The organism is Massilia sp. P2_C2, assembly GCF_056404615.1.
In genome coordinates, this window is sequence record NZ_JBFUDR010000097.1 from 1 (window position 1) to 20,317 (window position 20,317).

Annotated in this window: 13 protein-coding genes; 6 read left to right on the plus strand and 7 right to left on the minus strand. The window is 64.9% G+C overall.

Features of this window, described 5'->3' with window-relative positions; genetic code table 11:
- Positions 1 to 284: hypothetical protein (locus tag AC1DYX_RS13555; RefSeq protein WP_477259541.1), on the minus strand; the 284-nt coding region annotated here is incomplete at its 3' end.
- Between the two features lie 185 nt (positions 285 to 469).
- On the opposite strand from AC1DYX_RS13555, the gene AC1DYX_RS13560 reads away from it, so the two are divergent.
- Positions 470 to 658, plus strand: coding sequence for a hypothetical protein (locus tag AC1DYX_RS13560; RefSeq protein ID WP_029757212.1), 189 nt, complete (start codon positions 470 to 472; stop codon positions 656 to 658).
- Positions 659 to 734: 76 nt separating this feature from the next.
- On the opposite strand, the gene AC1DYX_RS13565 is transcribed toward AC1DYX_RS13560, so the two are convergent.
- The 3 genes from AC1DYX_RS13565 to AC1DYX_RS13575 all read right to left on the minus strand — a co-directional run bounded on the left by AC1DYX_RS13565 (position 735) and on the right by AC1DYX_RS13575 (position 4,829).
- Positions 735 to 1,988 carry a GNAT family N-acetyltransferase gene (locus AC1DYX_RS13565; protein ID WP_477259543.1) on the minus strand — a complete coding sequence of 418 codons (1,254 nt, stop codon included), beginning with the start codon at positions 1,986 to 1,988 and terminating at the stop codon, positions 735 to 737.
- A gap of 476 nt (positions 1,989 to 2,464) precedes the next feature.
- Entirely contained in the window at positions 2,465 to 2,758 is a 294-nt protein-coding gene (locus tag AC1DYX_RS13570) for a SlyX family protein (RefSeq protein WP_477259545.1), read from the minus strand.
- 10 nt (positions 2,759 to 2,768) lie between these two features.
- Positions 2,769 to 4,829, minus strand: coding sequence for a UvrD-helicase domain-containing protein (locus tag AC1DYX_RS13575; protein ID WP_477259547.1), 2,061 nt, complete (start codon positions 4,827 to 4,829; stop codon positions 2,769 to 2,771).
- A 193-nt stretch (positions 4,830 to 5,022) separates the two neighbouring features.
- Here AC1DYX_RS13575 and AC1DYX_RS13580 point away from each other — a divergent pair, with 193 nt between their 5' ends.
- Positions 5,023 to 5,508 carry an AtaL-like protein gene (locus tag AC1DYX_RS13580; protein ID WP_029757207.1) on the plus strand — a complete coding sequence of 162 codons (486 nt, stop codon included), beginning with the start codon at positions 5,023 to 5,025 and terminating at the stop codon, positions 5,506 to 5,508.
- Between the two features lie 95 nt (positions 5,509 to 5,603).
- Here the strand turns inward: AC1DYX_RS13580 and AC1DYX_RS13585 are convergent, their stop codons facing one another.
- From AC1DYX_RS13585 to hemE, 3 genes are all read right to left on the minus strand, one after another.
- On the minus strand, positions 5,604 to 7,052 hold the full coding sequence (locus tag AC1DYX_RS13585) for a dihydrolipoyl dehydrogenase (RefSeq protein ID WP_477259549.1): 1,449 nt from the start codon (positions 7,050 to 7,052) through the stop codon (positions 5,604 to 5,606).
- 184 nt (positions 7,053 to 7,236) lie between these two features.
- Positions 7,237 to 9,243 carry a primosomal protein N' gene (locus AC1DYX_RS13590; protein ID WP_477259551.1) on the minus strand — a complete coding sequence of 669 codons (2,007 nt, stop codon included), beginning with the start codon at positions 9,241 to 9,243 and terminating at the stop codon, positions 7,237 to 7,239.
- Between the two features lie 565 nt (positions 9,244 to 9,808).
- Positions 9,809 to 10,891, minus strand: a complete 1,083-nt coding sequence (hemE, locus tag AC1DYX_RS13595) for a uroporphyrinogen decarboxylase (protein ID WP_477259553.1) — start codon at positions 10,889 to 10,891, stop codon at positions 9,809 to 9,811.
- A 149-nt stretch (positions 10,892 to 11,040) separates the two neighbouring features.
- Here hemE and AC1DYX_RS13600 point away from each other — a divergent pair, with 149 nt between their 5' ends.
- From AC1DYX_RS13600 to AC1DYX_RS13615, 4 genes are all read left to right on the plus strand, one after another.
- Positions 11,041 to 12,984, plus strand: a complete 1,944-nt coding sequence (locus AC1DYX_RS13600) for a dipeptidyl-peptidase 5 (RefSeq protein WP_477259555.1) — start codon at positions 11,041 to 11,043, stop codon at positions 12,982 to 12,984.
- Positions 12,981 to 17,165 (plus strand): SNF2-related protein, encoded by a 4,185-nt coding sequence (locus AC1DYX_RS13605; RefSeq protein WP_477259558.1) that lies wholly within the window; start codon positions 12,981 to 12,983, stop codon positions 17,163 to 17,165. Before AC1DYX_RS13600 ends, AC1DYX_RS13605 begins: the two co-directional genes overlap by 4 nt.
- A 144-nt stretch (positions 17,166 to 17,309) precedes the next feature.
- On the plus strand, positions 17,310 to 19,199 hold the full coding sequence (locus tag AC1DYX_RS13610) for a DUF885 domain-containing protein (protein WP_477259560.1): 1,890 nt from the start codon (positions 17,310 to 17,312) through the stop codon (positions 19,197 to 19,199).
- A gap of 3 nt (positions 19,200 to 19,202) precedes the next feature.
- Positions 19,203 to 20,317 (plus strand): NHL repeat-containing protein (locus AC1DYX_RS13615; protein ID WP_477259562.1); only part of this gene is annotated, 1,115 nt, incomplete at its 3' end.

A 20,317-nucleotide genomic window follows, 5' to 3' on the forward strand; every position in this document is an offset into this window, starting at 1 on the left:
TTCTTGCTCAATGCCGAACAGAACGCGGTGTCGATGGAGACGGCCTGCACCTTCAGCACCAAAGGCTTGAATTCGCTGGTGACGAACGTGCCCGATACGACTGTTCCGGGCACTTCGCTGTTCAAGTTCACCGGCACGGCGACGAGCGGATACATCAACGTCACTTCGATCGTGCTGGGCAACCAGGCATCGAGCAGCCAGGCGTATCCGAACTGAGACTGACGCGGACGCTGAAGGCTGATCCACAAACCCGCCGCGCGGATCGCGCTGGCGGGTTTTTTCATGGCTTTTTAAAAGATGTTGGGCGAGAACCAACTCACTGATACAGGAAATAAAGCAATAACCCAACAGATCGTGGCCAGCAGGTGCTATTTCTATCCACGTCAGTCTGATTCCACCATTGGCATGCTTCCTGCAGATACAGGTTCATGCCGGCGCCGCCTGGCACCCAACCATTGAGGAGACTGACATGAGCAAGCTGACCATCAACGATCTGACCATCACCAAGGAACTCGACAAGCAGCAAATGACTGGCCTGTCGGGTGGCATGGGACGTACGCCCCAGCAAATCCTGGCGTGGGAAATGACAGGCAAGCCCGCAACGTGGCAAGGCCTGGTCCTGGAAGACGACAATCGGCTGCATGTGCCGACGATCTGACGGCGACGACGCGAGAATCCCATAAGAAAAATGGCCGCACACAGCGGCCATTGCGGTTTGCGTGATCGGCGCAGCGTCAGGAAGCGCTCAGTACCTTATCGGCCTTTGGCGCGGTCTTTTTGGCAGCCTGCTTGCGCTGCGCGTACCATTTCTGCGCCTGCTTGGCGTGGCGAATCAGGCTGTCGTTCATGCCGTTGTACACGCCGTGGAGTTTGAGCAGCAGAGCCGTCCCGCTGTGCGCACGGTGCAGCAGAATATGGCCGCGCGACTTCAGCACATGGGTCGACCGGAATTCGGCATTCGGCACGCCGTAGCCGTAGTCGACGTGATCGAACGAGAAATTGGCCAGCATGTCCTGCAGCGCCAGGTGGATCGCGCTCATGCCCACCGACAGGTGCATGTAGTTCTTCTGGCAGGAAATCTTGTGGACGTGCCAGACGGCCGATGAATGTGAGCCGAGCACGACGGCGACATCCGTTTCGCCGCAGCGGATCACGTAGGACAGCAGCAGGCCATGACGCGCCAGGCACTCCAGGCGCGCCTGCTCGGCATCGCGCTGTGCGGCGTAAGACGGATCAATGGCGATCATCGCGTCGAGCAAGGTCGCGACCTGCCCGGGTTGCTCGATACGCAGCACCTGCAGCGCGCCGGCCGCTTCCGTCAACAGACGCACCTGGCGCGACAGGTTGTAGCGCTTTTTGGAACTGAATTTCTGCAGGTAGGCGTCGACGCCGTCCGGCAGCGGCTGCGTGTGGCACGCGCGCCAGCCATTCAAAACGTAAGTCGCTACCCCGCCGCTGCGTGGCAGCGCGGCGCCGACTTCTTCCGGAACCGCCTGCAGGTACAACACTTCGCATTTCGCATAGCGTTCGAGCAATTGCTGCATGACGAAGCCGGCGAGCCCTTCTTCCGCCGGATCCAGCAGCGGCACGCTGCCGAGGATCTGGCAGGCACGCACCGTCTTCTTGAACAGCGACACCGGACCGAGGCGGAAGTCGAGCTTGCATCCGATGGTGCGGACCGGAACGAATCCGACGATCGCGTAATCGATGCTGCGGCGGACGACGAACAATTCGTAGTCGGCATCACGCCCTTGCGCCATGTCGATCAGGTAGTTGAAGAATTGCGGGGACTGATACAGCGCTTCCGGGCCAGTTGCCTCGGCCAGCATGCGGTGCCACGCATCCAGAATATCCGGGCGATCGTGATAAGCGGTCGCGACGTTCAGTTCATACCGGTCCGGGCTCCGCGTCGTCCGCGAGCGCGCGACCAGCGATCCCGGTGCCGAAGGTGCGAATTCGCTGGCCACCTCAAAGTTCCGCGTAAACATCGTGTCGTCCCTCGCTTGAAGAAATCCGCGATTTAACGTTTCGCGGGCCACGGACACACTGCCGGGCAGAGTGTATTTACGAATACTAACTCATGCTCATCCTTAACGTACAGTTAAATTCAATTACAGATTAGATAGTAAAAACTGGATGACATATTGCGAAAACCCATGTAGGACGACGCCTACATGATACATCCTGCGAAGTATCAGCAAATCTATTAAATTTAATTTCGACTATTGATAAAACTCAGAACAAAATACGAAATACATGCATCCAAACATTTTTGCGTGCCTGTTGGATATCTTACGTACAATCATTTTCATCAAAAAAATATGTTGCGTATATCAAACAAAAGATGCATTTGCTCAATAATGTTTCTTGCAAACGGAGTTACCAAAGTAACTACCGGTTGCCGAAGAGTTTCCTGGATAGATATCTTGTTTCTCTAATTGTTAAATTTTATTGCGACGCGCGCTCAATAATGTGGCGGCTTTTCATTGAGCGGCCCCTGGCCGGCATCGCGCAGCGTGCGCACGTGCTCGGCCAGTTTGGCCATCATGGCTTCGAGCTGGTCAATGCGGCGGCCCTGCTCGTAAATCGTGCGGTTGAGGTTGTCGACGAGGTTTTCCTGGTCGGCCAGCTTGATTTCGATGTCGATAAAACGGTTTTCGTCGCTCACGTCGGTATCCTCCGTAAATAAATAAGCGCGCATGATACTGCCTCTCCGCAAAAGCAAAGAGCCGCTGCGCAGCGGCTCTTGCGGGAACAAATGGGTCGCGTCACACCTTCGGCGTGGCGAGCAGGGCTTTCAGGTTGGCGAGACGTTCCTTGGGCGTGAGCACCTCGTTTTCCTTCGGCGGTGCGTCGCCAATATCGAGGGCCATTTCCTTGATGAAGCGCGACGGGTCGCAATGCACGAGCTCCCCCGCCCGCTTGCGCTTCTTGCACCACGTGACGTGCAGGCTGCGCTGGGCGCGCGTGATGCCGACGTACATCAGGCGGCGTTCTTCCTGGATGCGCGCGGCGATCTTCTCGACCGGATCGTCGGGATCGCCCTTGTGCGGCAGGATCCCTTCTTCGCAACCGACGAGGTAGACGTGCGGATATTCGAGGCCCTTGGAGGCGTGCAAGGTCGACATGCGGACGGCGTCCGGCTCCTCGTCCTGGCCTTCGAGCATGGACATCAGCGCCACCATCTGCGTCAGTTCGAGCAGGTTTTTTTCTTCGCCATCACGGTCGCGCCCGCCCCGGCCCCGCTCCTTCAACCAGTTGAGGAACTCGAGCACGTTCTGCCACTTGCCCTGTGCGGCCCTGTCGTCGAAGCTCTCGTACAGGTAGTGCTCGTAATTCATTTCCTTCATCATGTCGTCGATCAGTTCGGCGGCGTTGTCTCCGCTGCCGGACGGACCGGGCCGCGTGGCGCGCGATTCCAGCTCGTTGATCCAGTGACAGAATTCGCGCAGCGGATACAGCTGGCGCTCCTGCAGCAGCGCTTCGATGCCGCCCTTCAGCGCCGCCTCGAACAGCGAACAGTTCCACTGGCGCGAGAATTCGCCCAGCTTTTCCAGGGTCGTCATGCCGACCCCGCGCTTGGGCGTGGTGATGGCACGGATGAAGGCCGGGTCGTCGTCCTGGTTCGCGATGAGGCGCAGGTGGGCGATGATGTCCTTGATCTCGGCCTTGTCGAAGAAGCTCTGGCCGCCGGAGATCGTGTATGGAATCCGCTCCTTGCGCAGCGCCTGCTCGATCACGCGGGCCTGGTGGTTGCCGCGGTACAGGATCGCGAAGTCCGACCATTTATTTTTGCGCTGGAAGTGGTCGGCCGAGATCATGATCGCGACCTGGTCCGCTTCCGTCTCGTCGTTCGGCATGCCCAGCACCTTGATCGGCTCGCCCAGGCCGTGCTCGKACCACAGCGATTTCTCGAACAGCTTCGGGTTGTTGCCGATGACGGCGTTGGCCGCCTGCAGGATGCGCGTCGTGGAGCGGTAATTCTGCTCCAGCTTGATCACCTTCAGGTCCGGGAAGTCCGTCTGCAGGGTGCGCAGGTTTTCCACGGACGCGCCGCGCCACGCATAGATCGCCTGGTCGTCATCGCCCACGGCCGTGAACATCGGCTTCTTGCCGAGGCCCGTCACCATCAGTTTCACCAGTTCATACTGGCAGGTGTTGGTGTCCTGGTACTCGTCCATCAACAGGTAGCGCAGGCGGCGCTGCCAGCGGTCACGGATGGGTTCGTTATTGCGGAACAATTCCACCGGCAAGCGGATCAAATCGTCGAAGTCAACGGCCTGGTAAGCCTGCAACGTGGCGATATAGCTGCGGTAGATGCGGCCGGCCTGGGCCTCGTCCTCGTCGCGCGCATTCCGGATGGCATCCTCCGGGTCGACGAGGCCGTTCTTCCACAGCGAGATGGCGTTCTGGATGCGGCGGATTTCCTGCTTGTCGGTGGTCACGGCCAGGTCGGAAACGATGGTGTAGCAGTCATCGCTGTCCATGATCGAAAACTTGTCCTTCAGGCCGACGCCGGCCGCTTCCTGGCGCAGGATCCTGACGCCCAGCGAGTGGAACGTGGACACGGTCAGCTGCTTGGCCTGCTTGGGCTGCTTCAGCAGCTTGCCGATGCGTTCCTGCATCTCGAGGGCGGCCTTGTTCGTGAACGTGAGCGCGGCAATCGTACGTGGATCGTAGCCGCGGTGCTCGATCATGTAGGCGATCTTTTGCGTAATGACGCGCGTCTTGCCCGAGCCGGCGCCGGCCAGCACCAGGCACGGGCCGTCGAGATAGAGCACGGCTTCGCTTTGCGGACCGTTCAGGCCGAAGTTCGGGGTGTTGGACATTGGAAATATTGGAGAGGACAGCCCAACATTGTAGCGAAGCTGGGAGCTCATGCGTAACGTTCGTATCGAATCGGCGACGCTCATCCTTGCGTAAATCGCATGTCGCCACCACATGCGCCTTTTGCGTCAGTCGCGCCCAGCATGCGCTAACATGGCCAGGCAGCACGGCGACTGCGCCAACGAGGGATACCACATGAAATTTGAACACCTGATCGAGATTAACGACCCGCTGAATCCGCTGGCGGACACCATGACCCGCGAACAGCTGTGGCGCGGCCTCGTGCTGCGCGCCGAGGATCCGAAGATGTTCGTGCCGCACCTGGACGAGTGCACGATCAGCGAGCGGGAAAGTGGCAGCTTCATGCGCCGCCTGCGCTATGGCGACCTCGTCATCGACGACAAGGTCGTGCTGAGCCCGCTGCACGAGGTACGCTACGAGGTGCCGGCGCAGGGAGAAATCGCCCAGTCGCTGCTGACCATGACCATCGAGGCGCCGTCGGAAGGCGTGCTGTGGGTGCGTTTCCTCTACGACGACGGGAATGCACTGGCGACCGACGAGATGGGCCGCATGTACGAGGATTTCAAGAAGTCGGCGTACAAGGAGGCCGACATCGATACGATCAAGATCGTGCGGCAGCTGGCGTCGGATGGGAAGCTGGACGCGTCGTTGTTGAATTAACCAAATGGCCCAACGCGTACGTGCCCACGCGTAACGCCAACATATCGCAAACGTCCGCGTGGGCACAGGGGTGCCCACCCTACGCCATAGACAGGTTACGTGCCGGGTTCCACCTCGTCCGGATCGATGTCGCTTTCTCCCTTCGCCAGATTCGCCGCCAGGTCGCGCAACGCCGTGCGCACCCCCTCCTCGACCACGGGATGATAAAACGGCATCTCCAGCATCTGGTCGACCGTCAGGCGCGACTGTACCGCCCAGCCCAGCAGATGGCCGATGTGCTCGCCGCGCGGTGCGATCATCTCGGCGCCCAGGAAACGGCCCGTGCGGTATTCGCCGTAGACGCGCAGCACACCCTTGTTCTGCAACATGACGCGGCTGCGGCCCTGGTTCTCGAACGATACCTGCCCCACCGCGAATTTCGACCGGCCCGGCGCGCACAGCGTCTTGTAGCTGGCGCCCAGGGTGACGATATTCGGTTCCGTGAACGCGGCCGTCAGCGGCGCGCGGCGCAAGCCGGGACGGATGTCCGGGAAGCGGCCGGCATTGTCGCCCGCGATCTTGCCGTGGTCCGCCGCTTCCGGCAGCACCSGGCGTTCGTGGTTGGCGTCGCCGGCGATGAAGATGTGGCTGTTCCCGCATTGCATCGTACGCGGGTCGAACAGCGGAACGCCATTGCCGTCCAGCGCGATGTCCGCATTCTCCAGGCCCAGGTCGTGCACGTTGGGCGTGCGGCCCGCGGCCAGCAGCACGTATTGAAAACGTTCCGTGATGGCCTCGTCGTGGCGGCCGGTCGTCAGCACGACGTCGTCGCCGTCCTGCTCGGCGCGCAGGATGCGCGACTGGAAGTGGATGTCGAGTTCCTCGCACAGCACGCGTGACGCCGTCCTGAGCACGATGGGATCCGTCAGCTGGGCCACGCTGCCGCCGCGCGCGTACAGGCGCGTGCGCACGCCCAGGCGCGCGAGGGCCTGGCCGATTTCCAGGCCGATGACACCCGTGCCGATCACGGCCACGGAACGCGGCAGGTCGTTCCAGTAAAACACGTCGTCGCTCGTGATCACGCCCGGCCCCACGTTCTCCAGCGTGGGCAGGCGGGTCGGGCTGGAGCCGGTCGCGATCACGACGCGGCACGCCTCGATCTCCGTGTGGTCGTCCACGCGCAACGTGTGTGGATCGACGAAGCGGGCGTGGCCGCGCACCTTGTCGTCATCCGGCATGGCCTCGACGCCGTCGAGCACGAAGCCGACGAAACGGTCGCGCTCGCGCCGCACGCGTTCCATCACGGCGACGCCGTCGATCCGCGTCGTGCCGGGCTCAGTGCTTGGGTATACGCCGAATTGCGGGGCGAGCATCAGCATGTGGGCGACCTCGGCGGCGGCGATCAGCAGCTTGCTGGGCATGCAGCCCACGCGCGCACACGTGGTGCCGTACACGCCRCTCTCGATCAGCACCGTGCGCGCACCCTGCGCCCTGGCGGCGCGGTAGGCGACCAGGCCGGCCGTACCGGCGCCGATCACGGCGACATCGACCTTCAGTTTCTTCATCCTCGCCTCCGGTAGGTTCACCAGCGTGACGATACGCTTTTTCCAGGAACCCGGCTTGAGAGTCCGGAATTCAAATGATGAGTAGGCGCGTAGGGTGGGCACCCCGTGCCCACGCAGGACGTGTGCCGTTCGTTGGCGTTACGCGTGGGCACAGGGGTGCCCACCCTACGTCATGCGGTGCCGCTCAGATATCGAGCGGATCCACCTCGAGCGACCACCGCACCCGCGTCTTCATCGCGCGCAACGCATCGACCCACTCGGTCAGGAACGCCTGCAACGCCGGCCGCGAATTCGATTCGACGAGCAGCTGCGCGCGGTCGACGTTGTGCACGCGGGTCATCGTCATCGGGATCGGATCGTTGATGACGACCGTGTCCGACGGTACCGCGTCGCGCGCGGCCTCGAGGAAGGCGATGGCGGTCGCCAACTCGGGCGCCTCGGCGCGCAGCAGCGCCTGGTACATGTAAGGCGGCAGCGCAGCCTGGCGGCGTTCTTCCAGCAGGCTGCCGGCGAAGCGGTCGTAGTCGTGCCGCATCACCGCGCCGTACAGCGGATGCTGGCAGTAGCGCGACTGGATCAGCACCTCCGACTCCAGCCCCGCGCGGCCGGCGCGGCCCGCCACCTGCATCAGCTGGGCGAACAGGCGCTCGCTGGCGCGATAGTCCTGCGAGAACAGCGCGGTGTCGGGATTCAGCACGCCGACGAGCGTCAGCTTTTTGAAATCGTGGCCCTTGGCGACCATCTGCGTGCCGATCAGGATGTCGACGTCGCCGCGGTGCACCGTGTCGAACGCTTCCTGGGCACTGCCCTTGCGGCGCGTGGAATCGGCGTCGATGCGCAGGATGCGCGCCTGCGGGAACAGCGCCTGCAAACCTTCCTCGACGCGCTGGGTGCCGCGGCCGAGCGGCTGCAGGTCGATGTTGCCGCAGGTCGGGCAGGCGTGCGGAATGCGCAGTTCCAGGCTGCAGTGGTGGCAGCGCAGCCGTCGCTCCGGCCGGTGCAGGACCATGAACGCGCTGCAGCGCGTGCAGTTGCTGATCCAGCCGCACGCCTCGCAGCACAGCACGGGCGCGTAGCCGCGCCGGTTCAGGAACAGCAGCGATTGCTCTCCGCTTTCCATGCGCAGGCGCAGTGCCTGCATCAGCGCGGACGTCAGGCCCTCCTTCGGCTTGTCGCGCTCCATGTCGATGAGTTTTACGCGCGGCAGGACGGCGTCGCGCACGGCGCGCTCGCGCAATTCCAGCCTGCGGTAGCGTCCCGTCTGCGCGTGGTGCCAGCTTTCCAGCGACGGCGTCGCCGAGCCCAGCACGATGGGGATGCCGAGCTGGCGCGCGCGCCACACGGCCAGGTCGCGCGCCGAATAGCGCAGGCCTTCCTGCTGCTTGTACGACGGGTCGTGTTCCTCGTCGATGACGACCAGTTTCAGGTTCGGCAGCGACGCGAGGATCGCCAGCCGCGTGCCCAGCACGATGCGCGCGCGGCCCGTGTGCGCGGCCAGCCAGTGCAGCATGCGTTCGCCCTCGGACAGGCTGCTGTGCAAGGTGGCCAGCATGACGCAGGGGAAGCGCGCGCGGATGTTCGCTTCCAGCTGCGGCGTCAGGTTGATCTCGGGGACCAGGATCAGGATCTGCGCATCGGCATCGCGCGCCAGCACCTGGGCGCAGGCCTGCAGGTAGACCTCGGTCTTGCCGCTGCCCGTCACGCCGTACAGCAGCAGCGGACTGAATCCCGTCGCGCCGCCGATCGCGTCGGCCGCCTGCTGCTGGGCAGCATTAAGTAGAGGCATGTCGACCGGGGCCGGGTCGTGCGCATCCGGCACCTTGCCCAGCTTTTTCAGCGCACGGTCCAGCGCCACCGTCGTCGACAGGCGCAGGTTCTTCGGCAGGCCGGGCAGCGCGACCTCGCCCAGTGGCCGGTGGTAGTAGTCGGCGGCGAAGCGCGCCAACGCGATCCACCGTGCCGGCAGCGGCGACAGCTGGCTGCGCACGGCAAGGGCATCCTTCAGCTTGTCGGCCGGGACATCCGTCTCGTGCTTGACGGCGACGATCAGCCCGACGGCCTCGCGCCGGCCGAAGTTCACGAGCGCCAGTTGCCCGACCTGCGGCTCGCTACCGGGTTCGCAAGCCCAGCGGTAGTCGAACAGGCTGTCGAGCGGCGTGTCGAGCGCGATTTGCAAAATGCAGTGGGACAACAATCCGGTACCTTGTCGAGAAGCTGTGGAGAACTGTGGAAAACTTTGTGGAAAATGGAAAAGTTGACCGTGAAGAAGGTTTACGCTAGGTCAAAACGCTTGGAAATTCTTTATTTTTGGAATCAACATATCCCAATAAAATCAAGCACTTATAGTTTTCAACTTTGGCCGCATGAAATATCCCATCGCTTCATGGCTTCTGTGCATAACTGGGCCTTTCTGGTGGAGAACTTGAGCGCAGTGCAGCAAGTCTTGATGCAATACTTGAAGAAAACTCGTAAACCACGGTAAACCAAGCACTTTTCCGGATTATGCACAGAACCTGTGCATAACTTTGTGAACAATGGGCTGAAAGCTTCGGTGGATAACCATCATGCCCCTTGGAAGCTCATCCACCGAAGCCCGTTACCCAAGCAGTAAACTCCATAAAATCAATCACTTACCATATGATGGCATGCACTGTACATTTCCACAGTCCACGCCGGCGGCGTCCGGATTTTTGTGAATAAGTATGATCGCCTGCTCACCGGGCTGCGCAAAACGCAGCACGGCTGCTGCAGATGCGTCAGACGGCGCGCTGGCGGCGGCTGAAGTCGTGCACGGCTTCCACCATCGCCGTCACCGACTCCGGCGGCGTGAATTGCGAGATGCCATGGCCCAGGTTGAACACATGGCCGTGACCGGCCGACGGCGTACCGTAGCTGGCGAGCGCGTTTTCGACTTCGGCGCGGATCTGCTCCGGCCCCGCAAACAGGATGGCCGGATCGAGGTTGCCCTGCAGGGCGACGCGGTCGCCGACCTGCGCGCGTGCGCGGCCCAGGTTGACGGTCCAGTCCAGGCCCAGCGCGTCGGCGCCGATGCCGGCCATCTCGTCCAGCCACAGGCCGCCGCCCTTCGTGAACACGATGGACGGGATGCGCACGCCGTCTTTCTCGCGCTGCAGCTTCGCCACGACCTTCCGCATGTAGGCGAGCGAGAACTGTTGGTAGGCGCCATCGGCCAGCGCGCCGCCCCACGAGTCGAAGATCATGACGGCCTGGGCGCCCGCGTCGATCTGGGCGTTCAGGTATTGCGCGACGGCTTCCGCATTGATCTCCAGGACGCGATGCATCAGGTCCGGGCGCGAGTACAGCATCTTCTTGATGGTGTGGAATTCGCGCGAGCCGCCGCCTTCGACCATGTAGCAGGCCAGCGTCCACGGGCTGCCGGAAAAGCCGATCAGCGGCACGCGGCCGTCCAGCGCCGTGCGGATCGACGTCACGGCGTCGAATACATACTGCAGCGACGCCATGTCGGGCACGCGCAGCGCGGCCACGTCGGCTTCCGTGCGCACGGTGCGCTCGAATTTCGGGCCCTCGCCCTCCTCGAAATACAGGCCGAGGCCCATCGCGTCCGGCACCGTCAGGATGTCCGAGAACAGGATAGCCGCATCCAGCGGATAGCGGTCGATCGGCTGCAAGGTGACTTCGGTGGCGAAGTCCGGATTCTTGGCCAGGTCCATGAACGAGCCGGCTTTCGCGCGCGTGGCGCGGTATTCCGGCAGGTAGCGCCCCGCCTGGCGCATCAGCCACACCGGCGTGTAGTCCGTCGGCTGGCGCAGCAGCGCACGGAGGAAGGTGTCGTTCCGGAGCGGGGCAAATTGTGGCATGGCTGGCAATCCGTTCAAGAATGTGGAGAGCAAACCTCTATTATCGCATCCCTGACGGGCGCGCACCGTACTTCCCGGACATACCTGAATGCGGCAGAGATTTATAATGCCCGTCTTGCCGCTGCCCGTCCCAATCTTCAGGACCGACCATGACCGACACCACTCGCAAACAGGCTGCGCCCTGCGGCGCCTGGACTTCTCCGATCACCGCCGCCGTCGTCGCGGCCGGCGCCACGCCGCTGTCGCAGGTGACGCTCGACGGCGGCGACGTCTTCTGGCTGGCCGGCCGCGCCAGCGAAGGCGGCCGCAACACGCTGCTGCGCCACAGCAGGGGCCAGGTCGAGGAATTGACGCCGGCGCCGATCAACGTGCGCACCCGCGTGCACGAGTACGGCGGCGGCGCGGTGCTCGTCGCGGACAGCCACATCTGGTTCTCGAACTTCGCCGACAACACGATCTATCGACTCGACCGCGCCGGCGGCAGCGAACCGCTGCCCGTCAGCGCGGGGGGCATTGAACGCTGGGCCGACTTCGTGCTGGACCGCGCGCACCAAAGACTCGTCGGCGTGCGCGAAGACCACTCGGGCGCAAGCACCTATCCGGACAATACGCTGTGCGCGCTGAACGCCGACGGCACGCAGACGGTGCTCGTCGACGGCAACGATTTCTATTCGTCGCCGCGCATCTCGCCGGACGGCAAACACATCGCCTGGCTGAGCTGGGACCACCCGCGCATGCCGTGGCAGGGCACGGCACTGTGGCTGGCCGAGATCGGGGCCGACGGCACGCTGCTGGACGGGCGCCTCGTCGCGGGCGGCACCGAAGAAGCGATCGTGCAGCCGGAATGGTCGCCGGACGGCACGCTGTATTTCGTCTCGGACCGCAGCGGCTGGTGGAACCTGTACCGCTACGAGCATGGCGTCGTACACGCCGTCTGCCCGCGCGCGGCGGAATTCGGCCTGCCGCACTGGAGCTTCGGGAACAGCATGTACGGCTTCCGCTCGGCTTCGGAAATCGTCTGCGCGTACATCGAGGAAGGCGTCAGCCGCCTCGCGCGCCTGGACGTGGCCAGCGGCAGCCTGACGCCCATCGCCACGCCGTACGAGGAAATCCGCGACGTGCGCGTCGAGGGCGATACGGTGGCGCTGCTGGGCGGCGCGCCCACGCTGGCGGCGGAAATCGCCCGCATCGACCTCGCCACCGGCACGCGCGACGTGCTGGCGCGGTCGATCGAGAACCTGCCCGACGTCGGCTACTTGTCCGTCCCGCAGAGCATCCGCTATCCCAGCAAGGACGACCGGACGGCGTACGCGTTCTACTACCCGCCCACCAACCGCGACTTCATGCCGCAGCCGGGAGAGTTGCCGCCGCTGATGGTCATCGGCCACGGCGGCCCGACGGGCATGGCGGCCAGCACGCTGAAGCTGGCCACGCAGTTCTGGACCAGCCGCGGCATCGCCGTGCTGGACGTGAACTATGGCGGCAGCACGGGCTTCGGACGCGCCTACCGCGACCTGCTGAAGGGACAATGGGGCGTGATCGACGTGGAAGATTGCGTCGCCGGCGCGCAGTACCTCGCGGACCAGAACCTCGTCGACCGCGAACGCCTCGTGATCCGCGGCGGCAGCGCGGGCGGCCTGACGACGTTGTGCGCCCTCGCCTTCCACGACGTGTTCAAGGCCGGCGCCAGCTACTACGGCGTATCCGACCTGAAGGGCCTCGACGCCGACTCGCACAAGTTCGAATCGCACTACAACGAATACCTGATCGCGCCGAAGGACAGCGCCGACCGCGTCTATGCCGAGCGCTCGCCGATCAACCATACGGATAAACTGCACCGGCCGATGATCTTCTTCCAGGGCCTGGACGACAAGGTCGTGCCGCCGCCGCAATCGGAGGTGATGGTGGAAGCGCTGCGCGCGCGCGGCGTGCCCGTCGCCTACCTCACCCTGGCCGGCGAAGGCCATGGCTTCCGCAAGGCCGACAGCATCGTGCGCACGCTGGAAGCCGAGCTGTATTTTTATCTGCGAGTCTTCGGCATCCCCGTACCCACCAGCCTGCCGGCGATCGACATCGAGAATCTGCCTGCATGAGCGATGAGGTCTTGCATGCGGTGGTCGATGCCTGCGACGAGTGCCGCAAGCTGATTCTGGCCCTGCTGGCGCTGGCCGGCGAACCGATGGGACKGCGCCGCATCCACGAGCACCTGGCGCCGCTCGAGGTGAGTGCACGTGAGGGTGAACTGGCCGAGCCTCTGGAGCGCCTGCGCGCCGATGGCCTGATCGGCGAGCTGCCGTCGCGCGGCTACACGGTCGCGCCGGACGTGGCCTGGCCCGCGATCCAGTGGGCGCTGCGCGCGCGCCGGTTCAACGAGCTGCGCGAGGTCTACCAGCAGGTGACGCCACTGCGCGTCGACTGGCAGGGCACGCCCATGCTGCGCAGCTACCGCCAGGGCGTCGCGCTGCTGCGCATGGCCCTGCTGGCCGGCGAAGGTCCGAAGACGATCGCGCCGCTGCTGGCCGCCTGCCTGCGCTGCCACGAAGCGGCCTATCTGCATCCGCTCGTGGACGTCTGCGCGCGCCCGTTCGAGTCCGACCTGATGGAACGCATCAATGGCCTCGTGCGCGACGACGTGCTGGCAGTCCTCGTCGGCCACGTCCAGCGCGAACCAGCCAGCGCGCCCGCGATCCGCGCCTACGCCGAGGAACATGTGACGCAAGGCGGCGCGTCGATGGCGCTGCGCACCGCGCTGGCCGAACATTTGATCCTGTGCGGCCGGCTGGACGCGGCGGCCGACCTGCTCGTCGACCTCGACGAATCGGCCACCTTGTACTACCGCAGCGTGCTGCAACTGCTGCGCGGCGATACCGAACCCGCGCTGGCCGGCTTCGACAAGGCGTTAAAAGCGCTGCGGCGCGAAACCGGCAAGAGAAAAGCCATCTTCGAGGGCATCGGCGGGCACCTGTACGTGACGGCCCTGCTGAGGAGCAGCGACCCGAAACACGCAAAGGCCGTGGAAAGTTACCTGGACAGCGCCACGCGCGCCGTGCAAAGCCACGACACCGCGGTCTACCAGCAGTTGTCGATGCTGCGCCAGATCCGCGGCGGCACGGTGGATGCCGACGTGCTCCCGTCGCGCAACTGGGAAACGGGTTCACAGCCCGTGATGTTCCGCGCCCTGCTGCACTGGTGGCTCGGCATGCCGCAACTCGCAGATAAACGCGGCATGCTGGAACAGCAGTTCGACGTGGCCAGCGCCGCCGGGTTCGACTTCATCGCGGCGCAGATCGCGTCCGTGCTGGGCCAGCTGGGGATGGTCGGCATGGAGAAGCAGGCGGTCGCGCTGCGCCAGCAGCACCGCTTCGTCGACCTCGCGCTGTGGTTCGAGCGCGAGCAGCCATGGGAGCGCCAGCTGAATGCGCTGATCAACCTGCAGCCGCCCGTCAACGTGGAGGTCGTCAAGGAGTCCCGCCTCGCCTGGCTCGTGAGCTGGGATGCGCACCTGGGCATCCGGGCCATCGAGCCGCGCGAACAGAAACGCGACGTGCAGGGCGGCTGGACGCGCGGCCGCCCGCTGGGCCTCAAGCGCCTCGCGGAAGAAGCGGCGGAGCTGGATTTCCTGACGGCGCAGGACGTGCAGGTGGCCGCCAGCATCGGCGCCTTCCGCTACTACAGCGGCACTGGCACGCGCTATGAATTCGACCTGGACAAGGCCATCGCCGCGCTGGCCGGCCATCCGCTGCTGTTCTGGATGGACTCGCCGGGCACGCGCATCGAACTGCTGCCCGGCGAGCCGCAACTTGTCGTACGCGCCGGCGGCGGCAAGGTCGTGATCACGCTCGCGCCGCCTTTGCGCGAGCCGCAGGGCGAGATCGTCGTCACGAAGGAGACGCCGACGCGCCTGCGCATCGTGCGTGTAAAAGACGAGCACCGGCGCATCGGTGCCATCGTTGGCGACGGCCTCGAAGTGCCGCTGGAAGCCGAGAAGCGCGTGCTGCAGGCGATCAGCGCCATCTCGTCCATCGTCACCGTGCAATCCGACATCGGCGGCAGCGCGGCCGACATCGAACAGGTGACGGCCGATCCGCGCCTGCACGTCAACCTGTTGCCTTACCAGCAGGGCCTGCGCATCCGGATGATGGTGCGGCCGCTGCCCAACGCCGGCCCGTACTTCCGCCCCGGCGACGGCGCGGAAAGCGTGATCGCGGACGTCGCAGGCGTGCGCACGGAAGCGCGCCGTGACCTGAATGCCGAACGCGAGGCCGAGCGCCAGCTGCTGGCCGACGTGCCCGCGCTGGAGCTGGCGGAAGACGAACATGGCGAGTGGCTGCTCGCGGCACCCATCCACTGCCTGGAACTCGTGGTCCAGTTGCAGGAACTGGACGCATCGAAGGTCCTGGTCGCGTGGCCCGAGGGCGAGTCGTTCCGCGTGTCGAAGAAGGTCTCGTCGAAATCCGTGCGCCTGCAGATCCGGCGCGACAAGGACTGGTTCGCGGCCAACGGTGAAATCCAGGTCGACGAGAACAAGGTGATGGACTTGCGCGACCTGCTTGCGCGCGTGCGCGAGGACCGTTTTATCGCGCTCGGCGACAACCAGTTCCTCGCGCTCACGCACGAGCTGCACCGCCGCCTCATGGATTTATCGGCCTACCGCGATGCCGACGACGAGGCGCTGCGCTTTCACCCGCTGGCCAGCTTCGCGCTGGAAGAGATGGCGCAGGAGGCCGGCGGCGTCGAGGCCGACAAGGCGTGGCGCGCGCACCTGAAGCATATGCAGGCCAATGCGGAATACCGACCGCAGCTGCCGGGCACCCTGCAGGCCGAGCTGCGCGATTACCAGCTCGAAGGCTTCGAATGGCTGTCCCGCCTCGCGCACTGGGGCGTGGGCGCCTGCCTCGCGGACGACATGGGACTCGGCAAGACGCTGCAGGCGCTCGCGCTGATCCTGGCGCGCGCGCCGGGCGGGCCGACGCTCGTCGTAGCGCCGACGTCCGTCGCGACGAACTGGCTCGCCGAAGCCGAGCGCTTCGCGCCCACGTTGAACGTCCGCCTGTTCGGCCCCGGCGACCGCGCTGCGATGGTGAAGGGGGCGGGCCCGTTCGACGTGATCGTCGCCAGCTATGGCCTGCTGCAGCTGGAGTCTGCGCTGTTCGACGGCATCCGCTGGCACACGATCGTGCTGGACGAAGCGCAGGCCATCAAGAACGCCTATACGCGCAGGTCAAACGCCGTGATGGCGCTGCAAGGCGATTTCAGGATGGTCGCCACCGGCACGCCGCTGGAGAACCACCTGGGCGAATTGTGGAACCTGTTCCGGTTCATCAATCCGGGTTTGCTGGGCACCGCCGACCAGTTCCAGTTACGCTTCGCCGGCCCCATCGAAAAGGCGTCCGACAAGCGCGCGGAACTCGCGGCGCGCACGCGATTGCGCCGTCTCACGCAGCCGTTCATCCTGCGCAGGACCAAGGCCCAGGTGCTGTCCGAGCTGCCGCCGCGCACGGAGGTCAATCTGCCCGTGCAGCTGTCGGAAGAAGAGATGGCGTTGTACGAATCGCTGCGGCGCGATGCTTTGGAACGCATCGCGGCACTGGAGGCACAGGATGTGAAAAATGCGTCGCAAAAGCAGATCCAGATCCTCGCGGAGATGATGAAGCTGCGCCGCGCCTGCTGCAATCCCGCGCTCGTCGCGCCCGACAGCGGCATCCGCAGCAGCAAGCTGGAGACGTTCGCGCGCCTCGCGGACGAGCTGCTGGAGAACCGCCACAAGGCACTGGTGTTCAGCCAGTTCGTCGATCACCTCACGCTGATCCGCACTCACCTCGACGAACGCGGCATCCGCTACCAGTACCTCGACGGCTCGACGCCGATGCAGGAGCGCAAGCGCCGCGTGGACGCGTTCCAGGCCGGCGACGGCGACCTGTTCCTCATTTCGCTGAAGGCGGGCGGCGTCGGCATCAACCTGACGGCGGCCGACTACGTGATCCACATGGACCCGTGGTGGAATCCGGCCGTCGAGGACCAGGCCAGCGACCGCGCGCACCGCATGGGCCAGCAGCGGCCCGTCACGATCTACCGCCTGGTGGCGCGCCACACGATCGAGGAAGGCATCGTCGATCTGCACCGCCACAAGCGCGACCTGGCCGACAGCCTGCTGGAAGGCAGCGACATGGCCGCGCGCATGTCGCCGTCGGACATGCTGGCCATGCTGCAGGCCGGACTCGCGGGAACGTCGGCTGGCCGGACGGTGTCGGTCGCGGACTGGCGATCCGGCTGACGATGGACGCCGTTGCGGGGTCGTTGACGGCGGTTGCCGTCACGGCGTGTTCGTGACGTATTGTTTCAGATTCCCGCAAGCATCCCGAATGATGCTAATCTGGCGCCCCCCATCTGGCCCTTTATTCAATCAGGCAGACAGATAATGATGAAATCGAAAATCGCGCTTGCCGTCCTGCYCACCAGCGTCGCGCTGGCGCCGGCAAGTGCGCGCACCAAGCATCACAAGGCCGGCAGCAGCAGCAGCGCCAAGACCCATGCGTCGTCGAAGAGCAAGGGCAAGAGCAAGGCGCAAGCCGTGGACAAGCCGGAAAGCAAGCCCGTCGAAAAGGTCAGCAAGCCCGTCGCCACGACCACGCCGCAGAACCGCAACGACCGCTTCATGGACTCGCTGTCCATGCAATTCCTCACCGCGCTGTGGCGCATCGATCCGGAAAACGGCATCATCGTCGGCAAGTTCGACGCGGCCGCCAGGCTGACGATCCCGGACGCCGCCACGCGCACGAAGCAGCTGGCGTTCATCGACGAATGGCTCGACAAGTTCAGCAAGCTGAACGCCGACAAGCTGTCGCCGAACCAGCGCACCGATCTCGCCGTCCTCCTCAACAAACTGAAATACGACCGCTGGCAACTGACCACGTTCCGCGAATACGAGTGGAACCCGGCCTCGTACAACGTGGCACAGAGCTTCGACCTGATCCTGAATACGGAATACGCGGCCAAGGCGCAGCGCCTGCGCACGATCCTCAAGCGCCTGGCCGACGTGCCGGCGTATTACCAGGCCGCGCAAGCCTCCATCGTCAACCCGACGCACGAACACACGCAGCTGGCGCTCCAGCAGGCGCCGGGCACGCTCGTCGTGCTGGCGGACCTCGGCAAGGCCGCGCAGGAATCGATCCTGACGGCGCAAGAGAAAGCCATCTTCGCCCAGCGCATCGCCAACGCCGGCACCGCGCTGCTGGCCTGGGTCGACTTCCTGACGGACCTCGACAAGTCGCAGGTGCAGATGCAGCGCGCGCGCTCGTTCCGCATCGGCAAGGATCTGTACGAACAAAAATTCGCGTTCGAGATCCAGGCGGTGGGCACGGGCGAGCAAACGTACCAGAAGGCCCTGGCCGCGCGTGACGAACTGCTGACCCGCATGGACGGCCTGGCCGACCAGTTGTGGGACAAGACGATGGGCAGCACCGCGAAACCGGCCGACCGCTACAAGAAGATCGGCATGGTGATCGACCAACTCTCGCTGCAGCACACGACGCCGGCGAACTTCCTGCCCGAGATCCGCCGCCAGATCCCGCAGCTGCAGGACTGGGTCATGTCGCACAACCTCGTGTCGATCGACCCGAGCAAACCGCTCGTCGTGCGCGAGACGCCGCTGTACCAGCGCGGCGTGGCCGGCGCCAGCATCGACGCACCGGGCCCGTACCGCCCACGCGACAAGACCTGGTACAACGTGACGCCGCTGGACGGCCTGACGCCGGAACAGGCCGAGAGCAGCCTGCGCGAGTACAACAACTGGATGCTGCAAATCCTGAACATCCACGAGGCGATCCCGGGCCACTACACGCAGCTGATGAACGCGAACCGCTCGCCCTCGCTCATAAAAGCGTTGTTCGGCAATGGTGCGATGGTCGAGGGCTGGGCCGTGTACGGCGAGCGCATGATGCTGGAATCGGGCTATGGCGACAACGCGCCGGAGCTGTGGCTGATGTGGTGCAAGTGGAACCTGCGCAGCGTCACCAACACGATCCTCGACTACAGCGTGCACGTGCTGGGCATGACGCGCGAGCAGGCGCTGGACCTGCTCGTGCGCCAGGCGTTCCAGACTCCGCAGGAAGCGGCCGAGAAATGGAAGCGCGCGCAGTTGTCGTCCGTGCAGCTGTCCAGCTATTTCAGCGGCTACAGCGACATCATGGAACTCCGCGAGCGCCGCAAGCAGCAGCTGGGCGACCGCTTCGACCTCAAGCAGTTCCACGACCAGTTCCTGAGCTACGGGAATGCGCCCGTCAAGATCATCGGCCAGCTGATGCAGTAACGCGTGAAGCGAAAACCGCTCATCGCGGCGCTCGCGGGCGTCGCCGTGCTGGCCGCCGGCGCGGCATGGTATGTTCTCGACGCCCGCCAGGACGCCACGCCGGGACGCGCCTTCTGGCGCCCCGCCGACGCGCCAACCAGGCCCACGTGGACCGCGCGCGTGATGCCGCTGGCAGGCCGATTCGGCGATCCGTTCGGGACCGTCGTCGACGCCCACGGCAACGTGTTCGTGGCCGACGGCGGTGACTGCAGCTGCATCCGCCGCGTGGCGCCGGACGGCCAGGTCACTGTCTTCGCCGGCGGACGCGCCGGCTTCGCGGACGGCATCGGGACCGCCGCGGCGTTCGACACGCCGTCGGCGCTGGCCATCGACCGCCTGGGCAACCTCTATGTGGCCGATACGCGCAACAACGCAATCCGCAAGGTGGCGCCCGACGGCAAGGTGAGCACGCTGGCGGGCGGCGGCGAGGCGGGCTACGCCGACGGCGTCAAGCGGGCCGCCCGCTTCGACGGACCGGTCGGCGTGGCCGTCGACCGTGACGGCAACGTCTACGTCGCCGACACCTACAACGACCGCATCCGCCGCATCGGCCGGGATAGCGCAGTGACGACCGTGGCCGGTAGCGGCGTACCCGCCTACCTGGACGGCACAGCGATGGCGGCCGCATTCGACACGCCGAGCGCCATCGCCATCGACAGGCACGGCGTGCTGTTCGTCGCCGACACCGGCAACAATGCGATCCGCCGCATCGACAAGACCGGCGCCGTGACGACGCTCGCGTACGCACCCGAGAACGAGCGGCGCCCAGTCGCACTGGCGCTGACACACGACGGCTATCTGTACACCAGCGGCGCGGGCGGACGCATCCTCCAGTTCAACCCGAACGGGCAGTATCACGCCCTGCCCGACGCCGACCGTCCCGCGGGCGCGAGCTATGCCAGCGACGGGAGCGTGCGGCTGTACGCGCCGCGCGGCATCGCTGTAAAACGCGACGGCGCGCTGGTCGTGGCCGATGGCCAGGCGCAGCAGATATTCGCGCTGGCGCCGCCGCAACCGGGCGTGCCGGCTCCGCGCGTTACGGCATCGGCACAACCTGCACCTGAGTCGATGCCCTGGCC

What these genes read in the sequence shown, in the direction of transcription:
- AC1DYX_RS13560 (WP_029757212.1), top strand. Translation starts at nt 470, where the DNA reads ATGAGCAAGCTGACCATCAACGATCTGACCATCACCAAGGAACTCGAC.
- AC1DYX_RS13565 (WP_477259543.1), bottom strand. Translation starts at nt 1,988, where the DNA reads ATGTTTACGCGGAACTTTGAGGTGGCCAGCGAATTCGCACCTTCGGCA.
- AC1DYX_RS13580 (WP_029757207.1), top strand. Translation starts at nt 5,023, where the DNA reads ATGAAATTTGAACACCTGATCGAGATTAACGACCCGCTGAATCCGCTG.
- hemE (WP_477259553.1), bottom strand. Translation starts at nt 10,891, where the DNA reads ATGCCACAATTTGCCCCGCTCCGGAACGACACCTTCCTCCGTGCGCTG.
- AC1DYX_RS13600 (WP_477259555.1), top strand. Translation starts at nt 11,041, where the DNA reads ATGACCGACACCACTCGCAAACAGGCTGCGCCCTGCGGCGCCTGGACT.